Origin of the sequence: Shinella sp. HZN7 (assembly GCF_001652565.1) — a bacterium.
Taxonomy (GTDB): domain Bacteria; phylum Pseudomonadota; class Alphaproteobacteria; order Rhizobiales; family Rhizobiaceae; genus Shinella; species Shinella granuli.
Window position 1 is genome coordinate 2396025 of the sequence record NZ_CP015736.1, and the last position, 13841, is coordinate 2409865.

General features: G+C 65.3%; 19 protein-coding genes. All 19 read right to left on the bottom strand.

Translation table 11 applies throughout. The annotated features are described in order from the left end of the window. Nucleotides 1-59: 59 nt before the first annotated feature. The 19 genes from shn_RS11510 to shn_RS11600 all read right to left on the bottom strand — a co-directional run bounded on the left by shn_RS11510 (nt 60) and on the right by shn_RS11600 (nt 13839). Nucleotides 60-527, bottom strand: coding sequence for a hypothetical protein (locus tag shn_RS11510; RefSeq protein WP_064330525.1), 468 nt, complete (start codon nt 525-527; stop codon nt 60-62). After that, nucleotides 527-892, bottom strand: coding sequence for a phage tail tube protein (locus tag shn_RS11515; protein ID WP_050746290.1), 366 nt, complete (start codon nt 890-892; stop codon nt 527-529). Before shn_RS11515 ends, shn_RS11510 begins: the two co-directional genes overlap by 1 nt. A gap of 35 nt (nt 893-927) precedes the next feature. After that, nucleotides 928-2421, bottom strand: a complete 1494-nt coding sequence (locus shn_RS11520; protein ID WP_245337283.1) for a phage tail sheath subtilisin-like domain-containing protein — start codon at nt 2419-2421, stop codon at nt 928-930. After that, nucleotides 2418-2603 (bottom strand): DUF2635 domain-containing protein, encoded by a 186-nt coding sequence (locus shn_RS11525; protein WP_064330526.1) that lies wholly within the window; start codon nt 2601-2603, stop codon nt 2418-2420. The genes shn_RS11520 and shn_RS11525 overlap by 4 nt, the downstream gene beginning before the upstream one ends. A gap of 14 nt (nt 2604-2617) precedes the next feature. After that, nucleotides 2618-3214 carry a hypothetical protein gene (locus shn_RS11530; RefSeq protein ID WP_064330527.1) on the bottom strand — a complete coding sequence of 199 codons (597 nt, stop codon included), beginning with the start codon at nt 3212-3214 and terminating at the stop codon, nt 2618-2620. Next, entirely contained in the window at nt 3214-3648 is a 435-nt protein-coding gene (locus tag shn_RS11535) for a gp436 family protein (protein WP_064330528.1), read from the bottom strand. Before shn_RS11535 ends, shn_RS11530 begins: the two co-directional genes overlap by 1 nt. 176 nt (nt 3649-3824) lie before the next feature. After that, a complete protein-coding gene (locus shn_RS11540) occupies nt 3825-4247 on the bottom strand; it encodes a hypothetical protein (protein ID WP_064330529.1) in 423 nt (140 codons plus the stop codon). A gap of 112 nt (nt 4248-4359) precedes the next feature. Further along, nucleotides 4360-5253 carry a Mu-like prophage major head subunit gpT family protein gene (locus shn_RS11545; protein WP_064330530.1) on the bottom strand — a complete coding sequence of 298 codons (894 nt, stop codon included), beginning with the start codon at nt 5251-5253 and terminating at the stop codon, nt 4360-4362. An 11-nt stretch (nt 5254-5264) separates the two neighbouring features. Beyond that, the gene (locus tag shn_RS11550) at nt 5265-5654 is read right to left on the bottom strand and encodes a hypothetical protein (RefSeq protein ID WP_064330531.1); all 390 of its coding nucleotides are present in this window, start codon (nt 5652-5654) and stop codon (nt 5265-5267) included. A gap of 1 nt (nt 5655) precedes the next feature. Beyond that, nucleotides 5656-6729, bottom strand: coding sequence for a phage protease (locus tag shn_RS11555; protein WP_245337284.1), 1074 nt, complete (start codon nt 6727-6729; stop codon nt 5656-5658). 27 nt (nt 6730-6756) lie between these two features. Continuing rightward, a complete protein-coding gene (locus shn_RS11560; protein WP_064330532.1) occupies nt 6757-7263 on the bottom strand; it encodes a phage virion morphogenesis protein in 507 nt (168 codons plus the stop codon). Next, complete coding sequence (locus shn_RS11565; protein ID WP_064330533.1) at nt 7260-8342, bottom strand: phage minor head protein; 1083 nt, start codon at nt 8340-8342, stop codon at nt 7260-7262. Before shn_RS11565 ends, shn_RS11560 begins: the two co-directional genes overlap by 4 nt. 118 nt (nt 8343-8460) lie before the next feature. Then, entirely contained in the window at nt 8461-10086 is a 1626-nt protein-coding gene (locus shn_RS11570) for a DUF935 domain-containing protein (RefSeq protein WP_064330534.1), read from the bottom strand. Continuing rightward, nucleotides 10086-11699 (bottom strand): hypothetical protein, encoded by a 1614-nt coding sequence (locus tag shn_RS11575; RefSeq protein WP_245337408.1) that lies wholly within the window; start codon nt 11697-11699, stop codon nt 10086-10088. The genes shn_RS11570 and shn_RS11575 overlap by 1 nt, the downstream gene beginning before the upstream one ends. Nucleotides 11700-11733: 34 nt before the next feature. Then, nucleotides 11734-12375 (bottom strand): phage protein Gp27 family protein, encoded by a 642-nt coding sequence (locus tag shn_RS11580; protein ID WP_064330536.1) that lies wholly within the window; start codon nt 12373-12375, stop codon nt 11734-11736. A 6-nt stretch (nt 12376-12381) separates the two neighbouring features. Further along, complete coding sequence (locus shn_RS11585) at nt 12382-12693, bottom strand: hypothetical protein (protein ID WP_064330537.1); 312 nt, start codon at nt 12691-12693, stop codon at nt 12382-12384. Nucleotides 12694-12703: 10 nt separating this feature from the next. Further along, entirely contained in the window at nt 12704-13006 is a 303-nt protein-coding gene (locus tag shn_RS11590) for a DUF2730 family protein (RefSeq protein WP_064330538.1), read from the bottom strand. 213 nt (nt 13007-13219) lie between these two features. Continuing rightward, the gene (locus shn_RS11595; RefSeq protein WP_064330539.1) at nt 13220-13585 is read right to left on the bottom strand and encodes a hypothetical protein; all 366 of its coding nucleotides are present in this window, start codon (nt 13583-13585) and stop codon (nt 13220-13222) included. Further along, the gene (locus shn_RS11600) at nt 13582-13839 is read right to left on the bottom strand and encodes a hypothetical protein (protein ID WP_064330540.1); all 258 of its coding nucleotides are present in this window, start codon (nt 13837-13839) and stop codon (nt 13582-13584) included. Before shn_RS11600 ends, shn_RS11595 begins: the two co-directional genes overlap by 4 nt. Nucleotides 13840-13841 lie beyond the last annotated feature (2 nt).

Sequence of the window (13841 nt, forward strand, 5' to 3'; positions counted from 1 at the left end):
ATCGAAGGTCTCGATCTCGGCCGCGCTGAACCCGGTCCCGTCCGCCAGGGCCCCGAGTTTTACCGGCCAGTCTTCCGGCCACTCGCCAAAAAATGGTTCAGCACCTGTCCCGCGTTGGCGATGTCCGAGGCGTCCATCTTGTCGTAGAGCCGGTTCATGACGGCCTGGTTGACCTTGGTGGACTGCGCGATCGCCACCACGGCCATCATCTCTTCGCTCGCCGCCTGGATGGCGCGCTGGTCGGCGCCGTTGAGGCGGTGGAAGACGAGCTGGTCGAACCTGCGCTCGCGGATCTTGCCGTCCTTGCGCGAGGTGATCGTTTGCGGATAGGCGAGCGGCAGGGTGACCGTGCCGTCGAGATTGCGGACAGCCTGGGGCGGAAGGCGGTCAGCCGGGGCGAAGTCCTCGTCGACAATGTCGCCGTCGATCGGGGCCGAGGCCGGAACCTTGGTGTCCTCTTCGACAATATCGGGAGCGGCGGGGCGCGGTTCGTCTTCATCGAGGTCGATTGCGATTTCCGTTGCCATCAGCCTACGATCTCCTCTGCCGCCGAGCCTTCCCATTTCAGTTCGATCTTGCCGCCTTCGCCGCCGGTGACCTCGGGGATGTCATCGGAGAGGAAGGCGTCGGCGATGACGAAGGTCTGCCCGGTGTCGCACAACACCTGCAGTTCACCTTCGCCCGGAACGAGCAGGTTGCCGAGACGCTGGCCCCGTTCGAGGTTCGTCGTCGCCGTGACCTGCGATCCCTGGAATTCCTGGGCGCGCCCGACCTTGCGGCCGTAGGTGACGGCATTGTTCTTCATGCCGCCCTTGCGCAGCTTCGCGCCCTTTTCGACCGGCAGGTTGCGCCCCCGCCAGACGATATCGACAATGCCCAATACCTGAGCCATGTGGGTTCCCTTTCTCCTTCAGCCGGCCGTGCCGGTCAGACCTGGAATTCGAGCGAGCCGGCAGAAACCATGAGGTTCCCGACGATCACGACCTGCTGGCGCGAATTGAGGCGGTTGCGATCGTCCTCGTCGATCTCGAACTGGCTCTCCTTGATGGTGCGTTCGACGTCGGTGAGCCAGGCGCGCTGGGCGTAGAGCCGGCAGCGCGCCGCCCACGAGCCGTGCACGCGCCGCGGCGAGGCGACGGTGTTGCCGGGCTCCTCGTCATCGTCGTCTCGCGTGGCGAAGGCCGCCTCGCTCTCGTCCTCGATGAGCTTGGCGCGCGGATACATCAGCGCCATGTAGCCACGCCAGTCGTAGCGCACGCGGCTCATGGTCTTCGGCACCATGATATCGAGCCAGGCGCGGTCGGCGATGCCGAGCGTCGAGGTGCGATAGGTGGTGATGACGCGTGCCAGCGTGACGGTCCCGTCCGGCAGGCATTCGAGCATGCTGACGCCGGAGCGCAGCAAAAGCTCGGCTTCCGTCTCGGAGTAGAGGTCGGCAGGATCGGGCGCCATGATGCCTGGCAGGACGAGCGAGCGGAGCTGGCGCGCCGGATCGTTGGTGAGGTGGAAGGCGGCGATCGCATGGGCGGCGGCCGCGATCGTCCAGCTCGACGACGGCGAGGCCTTGAGCGTGAAGGCGCTGAGGAACGGGCAGTTGGTGAGCTGCCCGAAGGTGCCGGCCTGGCCATAGGTGGCGCGCTTGGCGACATAACCGTGCACGTCGAGGCGCGACATCGCCTTGAAGCGGTCGATTGCCCAGGCGGCGAAGGCCTGCACGTTGGTCGCATCGTTCCAGGGGAAGGAGACGTCCGTGTACCAGGCGCCCGGTAGGAGATCGAGCGCGTCCGTGATGTCGGGATTGCCCGTCCCGCCCGCCATGGCGACGATGGCGATGGTGAGGCCGGAGGGGATCGCCTGGGCGGCGACGTCGACGCGAAGGTCGATATCGTTGCCCGCCTCGCCGCCATGACGCGCGGTGCAGGTGACGACGCCCAGCGCCGAGGCGGCCGTGACGGCGCAGGCCGTGTCCGCCGTAATGGCGGCGGCAAGCTTCGTGGCGAGCTGCGTCACCGTGTCGGCCGGGGCTGCCGTGATGCGAACCTGACGGCCGCCGACGCGAAAGCGCAGCACGACCGGCTGCGGGACGGCGCCCGTGAAGGTGAAGGTGCCCGTCGCCTTGACGGCATCGCCGGCGTCGGCGAGCGCCGTGACGAAGAGCGGCTGCGTCTTGTTGGCCTTGCGGAAGCTTGCCACCATCTCGGCGCCGATCGAGCCGAGGCCGAACAGCGCGATGGCCTCTTCGGGCCGGGTGATCTCGACGATCTGCCCGGGCGCGAGCGTGCCGGCGGCCAGCTTCTGGCCGATGATCAGGTTGCGCACCGGCCAGGGCAGGACGCCGAGCGTGCGATAGTTCGGCTTGGCTTCGAGGAAGTTGCCGGGGGCGAGCCAGTCGCTCGGGATTTCGTCAAAGGTGATCGTCATTTTGCGGAAGCCTCCTTCGGCGCGGTTTTCTGGGTGGCCGGCACGAGATCCTGGTCAGCGATCCGGCGGCGCACGAAGGCCGTGTCCGGCGCCTCCATGCCATCGGCCGGCCAGGGCTCGCCGCCCTCCTGGAGGACGGTGCGGCCTCCGCCGGGTTTGAGATAAAGCGGCTTCTTCGCCATGGTGTCCTCTCGGGTCAGGGGAAAGTGTCTTCGGTGACCGGCAGGCCGGTTTCCGGCGGCGGCTCTTCCTCGGGCGGGTTGGTGATCCAGGTGATGCCGAGCGCCCGGAAATCTTCCAGCGTCTTCAGCTTGAACGTCGCCGGCGTGGCCGTGAACCGGAACTCGAAGTCGACCTGGGCGATGACGATGGCGTCATCCGTCCAGCCGTCCGCGATCACCGAATTGGCGAGCGTCACATGCGAGGTGCCGAGGCCCGGATATTCCGCGCCGTTCATCAGCACCATCGAGACATCCACCATGGCGTCGAGGCCGAGGCCGCGGGTGTCCCCTTTAAAGCGGGTTTCAAGGGCGTTCGAAGCCTTGAACAAGAGTATGAGCCGCCAGAGCATCGCGCCCTTGGTGATGCGGTTGTTGTCGCCGTCCGGCTTGAAGCCCGTCCAGGCAAGGCCGATGAAGGGCGTCAGCCGTGAAAGGCGCTCGAACTCCTTCAGCGTCAGCGTCTGCGGAATGCGCTCGATCGTGAAACCCTTCTCAGGGAAGGCAAGCCGCAGCCGCTCGATGATGACAGGCTCCATCGTGCGGATCGGCTGGCGGGCGAGATCGAGCGCCATCACATGCCCCGCAAGGTTTCATCGGTGAAGATGCGCGGGCGATCCGACATGCGCGGGCCAGAGCCGACTGCGGGCCCTGCCGGTGCTGCGGCGGGCAGGTCGAGGTGCACTAGCTCCTTGGCGATGTTTTCCAGCCAGGTGATGACGTCCTTGCGGCCCCTGCTCATCTCCTCGGACGGATCGGTGTGCTCGCCCTGGGCGAGGTCGTAGCGGGCAAGGGTGCAAGTGGCGCGGACGATCTCTACCGGCGGCGCCGCGATCGGCACCATATAACGACCACGCACATAGCCGTTGATCACGCCCGTCGCATCGGCCAGCGCCGTCATCACCTTGTCGACGTCGACGGTCTCGGCCGTCCGGTCCTCGGGCCGAGACAGGCGGATCATCTGCGTCTCGCCAAAGCGGGCAATCATGTCGGCGACGGTGGCGTACATATAAAGTGTCTCTCAGGTTCGGGATGAGGCCGGCCGCTGGGCCGGCCCCAGTATGCGAATTGTGCGGGAGGCGGGCTGAACCCCTACGTTCGCAACGTCCCCTGGCCGGATCTCTGACCTCCGGATCAATGGGTGCTGACGGCCTCGCGAGCCGGACCAGACCTCCCTCTCGGGGGTTATTTCTTCGGCGCCGTCTTCGCCTTCGCCTCGTCGGCCGCGGCGGTCAGCTCGGCGACCTTTCCGTTGGCGGCCTCAAGTTCCTTGCGGAGCGCGGCGATCTGTTCGTTCGGCTCCTTCAGGGCCTTGGCGACCGCCTCGTCCAGCTTCTCGGCGACCTGGTCGGCGACGGCCTTGCCGAACTTCGCCTGAAGCTCCTCTGACACGATCTTCACGCGGGCCTCGACGGCCTCTTCGATATCGCCGCCGTCGACCTGGACGCCGTCGCGCGCGACCGGCTGTACGATGAAGGACGGGTCGGCGCGGAACGCGTCCAGCTCCGTCTCGCTCCAGCGGTCCTTGCCATAGATGGCCGAAGCGGGATGTTCGATGCCGTTCCGGCGCATGCCGGGCTTCGTGCAAATGATCTGGATATGCGACATGCTTTTCTCCTTCGGGACTTGCCGGAGCCGCACGCATGCGGTTCGGGAAAGTCCCGCCCGACCTTGGGAGACGCCGGGCGGGTGACGGCCTAAAGTCGGCCGCCGTAGCTGGTCAGGTGAGGTACGGGATCTCGACCACCTCGCAGGTGCCCTTCCAGATGTTGCTTTCGCCGCCGTTCACCAGCTCGGCGTTGAGCAGCTTGCGGGCGGTCGGGGCGAGTGACGGGGGAACGAGCAGTTTGGTCGGGCGGATGTTGATGATCTCGCCAGAGCGCTTGCGCAGCGACTGCATGGCCGTGCGGGCCGCCGCGAAGTTCGCCTCGTCGAGCGTGGCCTTGGACTTGAAGGCGAGCTGCCACAGGCCATAGCCGGCATTGCAGCGGCCATCGACGCCCCAGACGAACTCGCCTTTCCAGAAGACGTTCGCGTCCTTCTCGTCCTGGAACGAGACGAGCTTGAACTCCTTGCGCTTCTGGAACACGAGCGGCTTCACGACCTGGCTGTCATCGATCAGATACCAGGCCGCGCCGGCGCCCGACTGGAAGTTCGAGACCGAGATCGTGTTGCCCTGCTCATTGAAGCCGGGATGGTCGGTGTCGAAGAAATACTGGCCGTCATAGCAGACGGTCGTGTCGCCGTTCTTCAGGAGCGGGAAGACGAGTAAATCGGGGAACTGCGCGACGTCCTGGCCGATCTGGCCGGCGACGGGGCTGTAGATGCCGAGATTGTCGTCATCGATATTCTTGCGCGGGATCGCGATGGTCTTTTCGAACTCGCGGTTGCGGATGACATAGGTCTGTGCGCCGAGGCGGTGCACAAGGCGCTCGCCGACCCATTCGCGGATGCCGGGCATGTCGTCGAGGCGCGGATATTCGTTCTGCGCCGTGGTCGAGGTCACCGTCATGGCGACGGTGTTGTAATAGGTCTGCGCGGACGCAAAGCGCGTGTTGAACAGCGTCGAGAGCGACGTGTAGATCCCGCGCAGGGTGGCAGCATTAATGTCCATTCGAAGGCTCCTTAAAGCGTCTTCAGCCAGACGCCATCCGCATCCACGGCGTCGATCGTGCCGATCTGCAGATTGGTCGAGGCCGTGAGGGTGAAGGTGTCGTCGGCCGTCATGTAGACGGGCGCCTGGATGTTGGCGGCCGTGGCACCTGCGAGCGGAATGCGGAAGACGCCCTTCTTGACGCGCACGCGCTGCGCGCCGGCGGCGCCGCCCCGGTTGTCCACCCGCTCGGCGGCAAAGCCGACAAGCTTGACCGCATTGACGTGTCCGGCGGGAACGGCAACGCCGGCGGCCGTGACGCCGATGCCGGCGCGGCCGTAGTAGAGGGTGTCGGCGAGGGCCGGGAATTCGTAGGCGAGGCCCTGGCGCTCGGTGTAGTCGAGATCGTTCGACGCGGCCATGTTACTGATCCTTCCCGTTGAGCGCCTTGGCGGTTTCCGCGTAGGCCTTTTCCTCGACGCCCATCATCGAGCGCACCTGGTCCTCTTCGGCCGCGATGACCTGGCCGCTCTCCGGAACCTTGCGGCCGCCAAGACCGCCGGCATTGAGCGAGACGAGATGCTTGATCTCGGTCTCGACCTCGGCCGGCGCCTTCATGTGGCGGGCGATCATGTGGTCGCGCAGCGCCGGCACGATCTTGCCGGCGTGGATGGCGCCATCGATGGCGGCCTCGGCCTTCTCGCGGGCGGTGTTGGTGGCGAGCGTCGAGATCTGCGATTGGAGCGAGATGACCTGCGCCTTGAGATCGGCGTTCTCGGTCTCGGCGGTGCTCGCCGTGCCGCGCGACTGGACGGCCTTCACCAGATCGTCGGCGCCGGTTTCCTTGGCGACACCGGCCGCCTCGGCGATGCGGGAGATGGTGGCGGCGTGTCCGCTGGAGGCGGAATGCGCGGCCTTGACGGCATCGACAACGGCCGCTTCGTCTGCGGTCTCGGGAAGGCCAAGCGCCTTCCGAAGCTCTTCAAGCATCGGTTGATCCTCGTTTCTGGTGTGAAGGGATTTCAGGAAAGGCAAGTTCGGATCGTTCGTCAGCGCGACACGCTCGACGCTGCTGATCCGGTAGGGCTTGCTGCGCGAATGCAGGAAGACGGGCGAGATGAAGCCGTAATCCTTGCCCTGCACCAGGGCGCGGCCGGCCTCGGTCCATTCGACCTTGCCCCAGACACCATCGGCGCGCGCCTGAAGCTCGACGATCCAACCGCGCGCGGGCGACGGATGACCGGCCTTGCCGGCCAGATCGATAGAATGGTTTTCGTCGACCGGCAGACGGCGGCCTTCAGCCTGAAAGCGCGCGACCAGGGCGTTGGCGTCGGGGGCCTCGTAGGGCCCGCGGCCATCCACGCCACTGAACGATGTGGCCGGCAGAAGCTGAAGCCACTCGTGCGCGTCGGCGCCGGCGGCATTGAGAGCAAGGATGTGGGTTCCGAGGATGTTCGACATGGCCGGAAAGTGCCACGTCGCGAACGGCGCGTTCATGCCCGCCATGGCGGGCGGCAGAAAACATCAGGGAGAGGAAGGGACGTACCGGTCGAGGAAATCGAAGATCGTCTCGGCGATCATGGTCTCGTCGTCACTGGAGATACCAAGGAACGGGCGGGGCGGCAAGGTGACACTGGCGACGGTGACGAGGGTGTCGCCGATGAAGAACCGCAGATGCGAGGCGCTCTTCGGCTTGATCGTCCCGCCGAACTGATGGATCGCGGCGTAGATCACATTCGTGCCGACGCGAACTTCCGTCGCGCCGGCGCGAGAATTGATGCTGTCGCGAAGTCGGCCGCTCTCGGTGAGGATACGGGTATTGCGCTTCGTCGCCGCGTAATCGGTGTTGAGTGCCCGCCACGCCGCGCCGTCGGGATCGGTTTGGGTGACGAAGCGCATATGCGTCGAGCCGACAAGGCCCGTGCCGATCGCCGCCATGACCGGCGTCGTGTTGTCCATTACCCGTTCGAGCTGCCGAAACCCGCGCAGCGCCGAGCCCGACAGAGTGATGGAGATCGACGCGCCGCTCATTTCCGGGCCCGCCGCCTGACCGGACGAACGTCGAGAAGTTTCAGGTGGCTGCGGGCAGTTCGGCCGCTGCCCGTCCGGATGATATCGACCCGCGCCCGGTAGGTCCGCCCCTCATACTCGCCGACGAACGCCCATCCGCCATCGGCCTCCTTGACGAGATCGCCATGCTTGACCAGCCATCGCGGTATCACGCCCAGCTCGGCCGGCGTGGCGAGCGTGCCCTTGTCGAGATCCCGGATCGTCTCTGCCGTGAGGCGCACCTCCGCTCCCGCGGCAACGTCGAGCACGGTCGCCTGCGCCTTCGGCACGACGGCGACGGGCGTCCAGCTGCCATCGGGCCACTTGCCGCGAAGCGCAGACACGACGAAGGCGGCGACCGTCGCTTCGTCGGCCGTGACGGGCTTCGGCCCTGGCGCGGTCTGCTGAAGCCACGCCTGGCCGGGATTATAGGCAAAGGACGGATCGACGCCGAGGGGCTGGTCCGTGCCGAGCTGGTCGAGATCGGGCGCGCGATCGGGGCTGGCCTTGCCCTTGCGGCGAAGACCAGGCCGAGAAACCGGCGTGACGAAGCAGCCGCAACCGAACCCGTTCGGCGGATACATCACGCTCCAGGCCGGATCATCGGCGGCAAGGCAGAGCCCGTTCCAGTCCTTGTGCTGGAGGCGCGGATGGAGGGCGCCCGAATGGTTGTATTGCCAGAAGGGGAAGGTCGCGAGCGTGTCCGGCGCGGTGAGCTGCGCATAGCGGCCGGCGGCATAGGCTGTGCGCATATTCGTTTCGAAGATCGTGCGGGTCCGCCAACCGCGCTCGCCGCGATAGCTCCAGCCGTGCTTCTTCACGATGACGTCGAAATCATCCTGGAAGGTTTTGAGCGTGGTGCCGTCCGTCGCAGCCTTCAGGATCGCCGCCTGGAAGTCGTCGACGATGGCCTTGCTGTTCGCTCCGGCCACCATGAACATCTTCGAATGGGCGCCGTCCCAGACCTCGCGCCAGCTCTTCGTCGGCACGGCCGTCTTCTGGCGAAGGAAGTCGATCGCCTCATCGAACGGCAGATCGATCGCGCCGAGCGTCGTCGTCATGCTCGCCCGCCTTGCGCCTTCGAATTTAAAGGTGGTTTAAAGCCCGTGGACGCGCATTCAGGGTGCCGCACGCGCAACCGGTCATCCGAACCGCTCGACGGCGCTCTGAGCGCCGCTGTCACGAGCGCCCCGCCATGTCGTCTATCAGGGCCGCCTGGCCTGCAAGATGGGCGAGCGCCATGGCCCGCGCCATCGCCTCGGCAAGATCGTCCGGCGAAAGCTGGAGACGGGCGAGCCGGTCGGCCGCATCCCGCAAATCGCTCGCCGCCATCAGCTCCTTGCGCACGTCGTCGATGAGCCCGCCCATCGCGCCGGCCGCATCCTCCTCCAGGCGGGCGACCATCCGGTCCACGATCTCGTCGCCGTCACCACGCGCATGCAGCGAGCCGATCAGCCGGGAGACGTGAAGGGTTCGCTCCTTCGTGTCCTTGCGGAGCTGGGCGCGTGTGCCCTTCCCAGGAGCGGGCGGCGTTTCAGGATCTTCGAGCGCGCCAGGTGCCGACGCCGCCTTCCCGCCGATCAGATCATCGCCGTCCTTGGGCGCGGGGATGCCCATGCGATCACGCATATAACTGGCGCTCGCCGTCAGCCCCTGCGGTGCGAGCTTGGCAAAGGCGTTGGCAAACTGTTCGAGCGGCACCTCGTCGGGCCGGCCGATATGGATGGTCGGATAGGCGTCCTGCGGGCCGAAGTTGAAGGCGACGATGTTCGGGATGACCTGCTCGTTGGCCGTGCCCGCGACGTCGGCCGCGTCCGCCCGCTCGATGTCCTCCTGCACCAGACGGTGCTCCTGGCTGACAGCATGGCCGCCGGAAACCGCGTCCGTCGTCGTCGTCTGGCCGAGCACCAGTTTCGATATCTGCCGGTCATGCCAGTCGGCACGCCGTTCGAACATATCGGTCGAGCTGCTCTTCGAGCCGACCTCGTGGAACTCGATCAGCATCTCGCGCGGCACGATCGCGGCGCAATCGCCGGCAATGCCGGTGACGGCACGCCACAGAACGTCCTTCTCGGCCTCTGTCGCGCCGCGGCCGTATTTGCCGATCCGGATCGGCTGGCCGTAGTTCTGCACGAAGATCGCCCAGTCCTTCGTGGTGAAGGATTTGAACATCCATGCCCAGAGCGCCACGCGGGCAACGCCGCTGCGGATCGTCAGGCCTGATTTCGTCTTGTGCCGGTGTACGACGAACTTGTGCGCCGGCAGAGGCACGCCTGTCACGCCCTCCCGAAGCAACACGGTCTCGCCGTCATCCGGATCGAAGGTGAACCAGCGCTGCGTGCGCCAGACGAGCTTGCGCGGCAGGAGCCGCCCGCCCTGCGCCTGCCAGTCGATCTCCATGATGGAGATGCCCTTGCCGATCGCATCGAGCATGTCGAAGAGGGCGGCACGGAGCACGCCCGTATCGAGCCAGGCCTGGACGAGTTCGGCGTGCTTCTTGTGCTCGGGACTGTCGGATGCCGCCTTCACGGTGATCGGCAGCTGCGCCACCGATCGCTTGCGCGTGGCCATGACAGCCGCATAGTGCAGGTCGCGCTCCTCGATGTCTTCAGCCAGCTCGAAATAGGCCTCCGGCTCTCCCTGCGCCGCGGCGCGCAGGATCGACGCCAGGCGCTGCGGCGTCAGCCCCTCGGCCGGATGCCCGGAGATCACCTGCCGAACGCCGCCGATCTTCGGCCCGGCAACCATCTCCTTCAGGCTGGTCGAGTTGACGAGGTGGTTCATCCAGTCGCGCAGGGATGCCATCACAATGATCCTCTGAGAGAGACGTCGACCGAGCGGCGGGGTTCATCGTCGTGACGCCGGCGCGTCTCCTCCGCCATCGCCGGCGCCGGCCGATGGGTCTCATACTCATAGGCGACGAAGTCCTGATTGCTGGCGAAGTACATGAGCGCGCCGGCCGGCGCTGTGTCACCGTGACGCTCATAACCATCCGCTCCGACCGTCCTGTGATCGTCAGGAATTCGAATGATCCCCTTGACGTAGGAAAGCCCCTGATGGTCCGCCAACACATCGGCGTCCCGGGCAAGCAGAATGGTCTTGTCGCTGAAAGCCTCGATGTAGGCGGGCATATTGAGCGAATACCATTTCTGACTCAGCCAAACCTCGACGATGCACTCGCCGTAGCGCTGTCGGGCCTTCTCGGCGAGGAAGTTGCCATTGCCGGTGGCATCTAATGCGCCGCCCATCAGCCGCGGCAGGCGATCGACGATATAGAAGAGAATGTCGCGCTGCTGATCGAACGGGATGTTCTTCAGCTCCAGAATGAAGCAGGCCCTGCGCACGAGGTCCGTTCCGATCTCGGCGGGGATGATGGCCGTCTTGTCGCCCTTGCGGGCGAAGTCCTCGCCGAAGCAATGTTCACGTTCGGGGTCGAGACGTTCAAGGAGCGGCTTCAGGACCGTTTCGCAGAAGTCCCGCGCCTGCTCCTCCCGCTCGAAATCGCCCAATTCCTTGAACTCGTCCGGCCGGTCCCATCGAATGACGGGAATATTCGCAGACATGCAGCTTTCGATGAGAACACGGGTGAGCGCCGCCCCCTCTGCCTCCGCCGGGATTGCGTCCAACTCCTGGCGCATCTTGGCGGTGCGGTTGCCATAGGCGCTGCGGATTTCCGCCTCCCAAGCCGCTTCCTTCTCCGCGCTCCAGTCGTCACCCTTCATCAGGCAGACACGCTTGTAGAGCCCATTCTTGACGGCATCGCCGAAGCTGTAGGTATGCACCTTGAAACCGTTCTTCCCCGCCTCGGCCTCCTTGATCAGCTCATTAAAGGGGTTCGATACGCCGTTATGAGACGAGATGATGCGGATCTTGCCACCCCATATGAGCAGCGCGCCGACGGCGTCGATGACCTCGCGAACATCACGATGGAAAGCGGCCTCGTCGATGACGACAGTGCCCTGCAGGCCGCGAATATTCTCTGGTCGGGAGGACAAGGCCTCGATCCGAAAGCCGGATGCAAAGCGGATGATGTAGCTGGAGATCGCCTTCGTCGACCCGTCAGCCTTCTGATCGAAGAAGATGCCGTCCTCGATCGTAAGCAGCTCGCCGGCCACCGTCTTGGCAAAATGCGCCGCGTAGCCGATGAATTCACGCCCCTTCGGCTTTGTGTCCGGAATATAAAAGACGTTCTGTCCGCCGCCGGACCGCTGCGCCGCAGCGATCAGCGTGCAGTCGAGCGCCTCGGCAAAGGTGATACCAGTGCGCCGGCCCTTGGCGCAAATCTTCAACGTACTTTCGTCGCCGATCCAGTCCGCCTGATGTGCCATCAATACGCCTTCGGCCAGGGGATCGAGATCGTCGGGAATGTCCGCACCGCGCGGCAACTCCTGCGGCAGTCCCTCCGGGTCCGTCGCCATGATCGGAGGATCGCGCCATTCACCTTTCGGCAGTTCAACCATTGTTGTCCTCAGCCCTCTTTGTCTTGGGCCGAACGCCCAGGAACTTCTCGCGGGCGCGCCTGATCGCCGCCTTCGACACACCGGGTTCATTTTCCAAGAGGTCGAGCGCCGCTTCCGCCTTGGCTTTCATCTCGGCTTCAATGCGTTTCGCCTGTTGCTCTGCCTGAAGCTTCTGGCGGCGGTTCGTTGATGCGATTTCGGCTGCAGCAAGGTGCCGCACCGCCACTGCGGCATTGGCGGCTTCCTTCGGCTTGAAGCCGCCATCGGCTGCATTCTCCATCATCTCGACGATCAACGTCTTGAGCATGCGGGTGGAGGCCTGCGTCAACCGATCCGCATCCTGTCCGTCACTGCTAGTGATGACGGCATCTGCGATCATCTGCGCGCGGCGCTGGCGATCCATCAGAGCCTTCAGGCGCATGTTATGCCGAGTGAAGGATGAGTAGTGCGGGATGTCGAAGCCAATACCGAGCTCGCCCTGCAGCGCGATAAGCTTCGTGCGGAACTCTGCATAGATGTCCGTCTGCGCGCGGCCCGTTTTCGCCAGTTCTTGCGCGGCCCAGGCAACGATGCCTTCGCATTCGTCGGGCAGCTGGTCGACCGCGGTCGGTCTCGGCCTGGTGTGCGGAGCCATGGCGCGCTACTCCGCGTCGCCGGGCGCCTGCACGCCAGCAAGGATCGTTCGCCGCTCGACATGGTCGCGGCCGCGGCGGGTGATCTCGGCGGAGGTCTCCGTGCCTTCAGTGCGGGTCCGGAGGGCGCCGGCCTCGTTCTCCAGCCACAGGAGCTGGTTGCGGATGTAGTCGCGGCTCTTGCGGTACGAAAAGCGCTCAAGGCTTTTCTGGACGAGGAACGTGTTTGTGCTTCCGCCCGATTTCGGGTCGGCGAGGTCCTTCAGGATGATGAGGCGGATATTCTCTTCCACCCACTTTGCGTAGTCTTCAGCCGCCATGTCCCGCCCCTCAGGATTTGCTCATAAGAAAGTCTTCCACGCGCCTGGTGGCGCGCTCCGTGGCCTCGGAGGATTTCACCATCGTCGCGATCTGCCCCTCCATCTTCGTCAGCGCGAGCTGGAGATTATGGACTGTCTCCTTGTCCGGCAGGTGCCGCATCTCGTCTTCGAGCTTCTGAATCCGGCTCGAATGCAGGCCGAGCGTCTCGATCGCCTTCTTGGCGTCGGACTTGAAATAAAGAACCAGAGGCGTGCCGACCGAGATCAGCAACGCGATCAGGCCGAGCCAGTCCTTGAGGGGGGAGACGTCCATCAGGGATTTCCTTCGCTTGCATCGACGGCCGCGACCGCAGCCGCCCGTCTCGTTTCACAGGTAGTCAGGGCCGCCCGATCGGCGCCCCAGTTGGTCGCAACCTCCCGCGAGGAAAGATCGCGGTCGGGAAGTGCGCGGGGGTCGGCGCAGGGCTGACGGGCGACCTCAGGCAGCACGACGGGGCGCTGTTCGACACGCACGAGCGGCGCGGGCTCAGTTGGGGAGCAGGCGGACGCGATCACGGCCGAGGCCGCAAGCATCGCCAAGAGGCAAGGCCGCATTCGCAATCTCCATGTTGGTGAGCTGCTCCTCGACGAGGCGCACACGCGCGTTCGCATCCGTCTCAATGGCCAGCGCCGCCTTCGCCTGGTCGGCGATCCGGCGGTTTGCGTCGGCATTCGCCCGCTCGATCTGCGCGGCCCAATGGGCGTCGCGCGCTTCCGCCGCCGCCCTGGCCGCCCGCTCAACCATGCCGTCGAATCTGGCAAGGATGAGCCAGAGCAGCAACAAGCCAATAACGAGCAGCGCCCCGGCGGTGATGACGGGGAGCGCTGCCCGACGAATGAACCCAGCAATCACAACTCTTCTCCTGACGGCTGATCGCGCGGCGGATTGGAAGCGCGAAAATCCATCGAGCCGGAGATGCGATGGATGCCGAGCATGGCCGCAATGAGCGCGACCATGGAAGGCACGGCGATCGTCCCGAAGGCGACGGCCTCTGGCCGGCCCATGACGGCGCCGATCGCGCAGATCAGGATGACTGACCAGGCCAGCACCGACGAATAGAGCAGATGCCGCTTCGACGTGGAGTAAGAGGGCTTCACCGGGGACATGG